At 48.4% G+C, this 3,090-nt stretch carries 7 protein-coding genes; all 7 read left to right on the top strand.

Going from position 1 to position 3,090, the window contains the following annotated elements:
* Nucleotides 1–421 (top strand): HK97 gp10 family phage protein (locus HP552_RS00465; protein ID WP_217506271.1); only part of this gene is annotated, 421 nt, incomplete at its 5' end.
* Nucleotides 421–801 (top strand): minor capsid protein, encoded by a 381-nt coding sequence (locus tag HP552_RS00460; RefSeq protein ID WP_175393829.1) that lies wholly within the window; start codon nt 421–423, stop codon nt 799–801. The genes HP552_RS00465 and HP552_RS00460, both read left to right, overlap by 1 nt.
* A complete protein-coding gene (locus HP552_RS00455) occupies nt 798–983 on the top strand; it encodes a hypothetical protein (protein ID WP_175393828.1) in 186 nt (61 codons plus the stop codon). The genes HP552_RS00460 and HP552_RS00455 overlap by 4 nt, the downstream gene beginning before the upstream one ends.
* A complete protein-coding gene (locus HP552_RS00450) occupies nt 983–1,519 on the top strand; it encodes a hypothetical protein (protein ID WP_175393827.1) in 537 nt (178 codons plus the stop codon). Before HP552_RS00455 ends, HP552_RS00450 begins: the two co-directional genes overlap by 1 nt.
* A gap of 56 nt (nt 1,520–1,575) precedes the next feature.
* Entirely contained in the window at nt 1,576–1,974 is a 399-nt protein-coding gene (locus HP552_RS00445; RefSeq protein WP_175393826.1) for a hypothetical protein, read from the top strand.
* A 32-nt stretch (nt 1,975–2,006) separates the two neighbouring features.
* On the top strand, nt 2,007–2,279 hold the full coding sequence (locus HP552_RS00440; protein WP_175393825.1) for a hypothetical protein: 273 nt from the start codon (nt 2,007–2,009) through the stop codon (nt 2,277–2,279).
* On the top strand, nt 2,272–3,090 hold an 819-nt coding region (locus HP552_RS00435), incomplete at its 3' end, for a phage tail tape measure protein (protein WP_246310703.1). The genes HP552_RS00440 and HP552_RS00435, both read left to right, overlap by 8 nt.

Below are 3,090 nucleotides of genomic sequence, written 5' to 3'. Positions count from 1 at the left end.
TGACGGTGATTCACCTATGAGTATGGAAATCAATGCGAGCGCGTTTCTGAAGCAGCTGGATTTGCTGAATGAACGTGCGGTGGCAGCGGCTGAACGTGGCGTGAAAAAGGCAGCTGAGGAATTAGGGAATGAGTCGGACAGGCTGGCTCCGAAGAAAAAAGAGGCATTGCGCCAATCACAAAGGATTGACGTGGAAACGAAGTCCGGTCTGCGGATTACGGCTACCGTGTCCTATTCAGCCACACGACCCATGAAATCCGGGTATCAATTCAATTATGCGTTGTATCTGCATGAGGTAGCCGATTTTGACCCGACTACGCCAGGAACCGGTCCGAAATTCTTGGAACGTCCGTTAAAAGCCAGGTCAAGGCGATTTTTGAAGATTATCGCGGATGAAGTGAAGAGGGAGATGCACATGTAATGTTAAAACCCAAGATGCTGGCGGACATGCTCCAGGCGGAAATGCCTTTCAAGTATTACGTCAACGAATTCCCTTCTGGCGCGCCAGATGCATCGGCCTGGGTCCGTCTGACAGGCGGTTACCCACCTTCCGATTGGTCGCCAAGAAAGCAGCCTTCGATGCAAATCGTGGTGCGGGGTCCTGAAAAGGAAGCTGTTCAAATTGAACAACTGGCCTATGACTTGCATCAGCATCTGCATCAGCGGCGGGAATTCTACGCCGGAACGACTTTAATACGAAGATGCACAGCCGATCAGTCCGGCCCTCTCTATGTAGGCCGTGACGAAAATGATCGGCTTTTATATTCTCTAAATTTTACATTGGTGGTGATGTCGGAATGAAGAAGGTCGAGCTGACGAAACGAGACATTCAAGTCAATATGGGCACGAAGGAAAACCCGGATTATAAGACAATCGGAGAAGTGATTGAGCTGACCAATGAAGCGGCCGCAAAAATGATTGAGGCGGGTTATGGCAAGGAAGTAAAAGATACAAAATCCAATACGAAAGAGGGGCAATCCTAATGGCAGGAGTTAACTCGGAAAATATTAAGTTGGGCCCATGTGCCGTTTATGTCAATAAAGGCAAACCGGATGAGGTTTATTTCGGAACAACCAAAGGTGGTGTGGTTCTGACGTATGAGGAAACATCTCGTGAAGTCACGATGGACCAAACGGGAACAACGCCTCTGAAAGAAATCGTTACAGGACGAACAGCAAATGTGGCTGTTCCATTCGGTGAGTATGACCATGAAAAACTATTGACGGTTCTTCCTGGTTCGCGGATGATCGTTGATTCTACTGATCCAAACAAGAAAAGAGTTGTCGTTAATGCAACGAAGGTTATTGATTTGTTGCAATACGCGAAGGAATTGACGCTTGTGCCGCTTGCAGAAGGTACGACTCCAAATGATTACATTACGCTGCCTAAAGCGGCTCCGCGAGCGAATCTGAATTACACCTATGACTATGACAACGAACTTATCACCAACGTCACGTTTAAAGCCTTCCCAGATGACAACGGAGATTTGATTTCATTCGGAGATCCAGACGCAGCTTAATTTCATACAAATATTCGGCGGGGCCCTGGGCTCCGCTTTTTCCATAAGGAGGCGTCATGTTCAACTTTAAAAAAGAAAAATCAATGGATCATGTCTTTTTTGGTGAGAAGCGGGTCGATATTCCACGCCTGAGTGTAGGCAAATGGATGTCTTTGATGGAGAAAATCGAGATCCTACCACAAACCGTGGCAAATATTATTGCTGCAAGAGATACCGAAATGTTTTGGCCTAGTGCCGTGGTCGGCGTGCTCATGGCGTCTGAAGAGGTGATTACACTCGTTTCGGTTCTGGCAGATGTGACAGAAGAGGAAGCGAAAGAAGCGGATCTGATCCAGCTACATGACTTCCTGAAAGCAACCATCGAACGGAACAACCTGGACGAAGCTGCAAAAAAGTACCGCGCCGCAATCCAGTCCGTGGTGGGAAGGCTGCAAGCCGTCAAGAATCCGAACTAACCATAAACAATTGGGTTCTGGAGGCTTCGCTATTGCTCGGGGTTACGCCACAAGTGCTGCGTAATGACTATTACATTACGGATTTGCCTATGTTGCTGTTCCGGCAAACACAAAAGATTGCGGAGGATCGATTAGCACAGCTTCACATAGTGATGGGCCCGAACATGACAGAGGACAGTTTTAAAGGTTTGGTGGATATGATCGGCTGGCCGTTGCAAGAAGAGCAGCAGGATAAAAAAGATCAGTTGGACATAGCGGGATTACGTTCCTTGCGTGAGCGGCTAGAAGGGAGGAAGGATGGCTGAGAACGAAAACATTGGCGGCATTGAGGCCAAGCTAGGGCTAGACGCGGACGGATTTAAAAAAGGCATCGAAGAAGCCAAGGAAGACATGGAAAAAATGAAGGACACTTCGAAGAAGTTTAATCAGGACTTCCGTTCTGTGTCCAAAACCCTGCGTGACGTTGGGGTCGATTCCAAAGAGATTCGGAAGATCAAAACCGAAATGCTTGCTTCTAAACCTGAAGTCTTTGAAAAGCAGCTGAAAAATGTAGAATCTCAGCTTAGGGCCATAGGAGCGAACAGCTCACAGATTGCGAAGGTAAAAGAACAGATTTTAGCGCAGTCTTCAGCTTTAGACACTGCTGGAAACAAATTCGGCAAGGTCAAAAATGAGATCCTCCAGCAAGGCAACGCGCTCGAAACAACAAGCGGCAAGCTCTCCAAGCTAAAAACTGAATTAGATGAAAGTGCCAAGTCAGCGAGTAATCTTAGCAAAGAGATTAGCACGGCTGGGATTGCCTACACAGCTTACGCGGCTGCTGTTGCGGCGGCACTGACCAAGGCTGTAGACCTGTCGGCGCAGTTTGAACAGGCCATGGCAAAGGTCAAGGCGATCAGTGGGGCAACGGCTCAAGAATTCGAGAAATTGCGGCAGCAGGCTATTGACCTGGGCGCAACAACTGTTTTCAGTTCTACACAGGCAGCGGAAGCACAATCCTTCCTGGCTATGGCTGGTTTCAAAACCAAGGAAATCATGGAAGCCATGCCGGGCGTGCTGTCGCTTGCGGCGGCGGGACAGATGGAGATTGCCCGCACGGCCGACATTGCTTCCAAC

It is taken from the genome of Paenibacillus xylanilyticus, from assembly GCF_013359935.1.
Classification (GTDB): Bacteria; Bacillota; Bacilli; order Paenibacillales; family Paenibacillaceae; genus Paenibacillus; species Paenibacillus xylanilyticus.
This window is presented reverse-complemented; position numbering and strand designations above follow the sequence as displayed.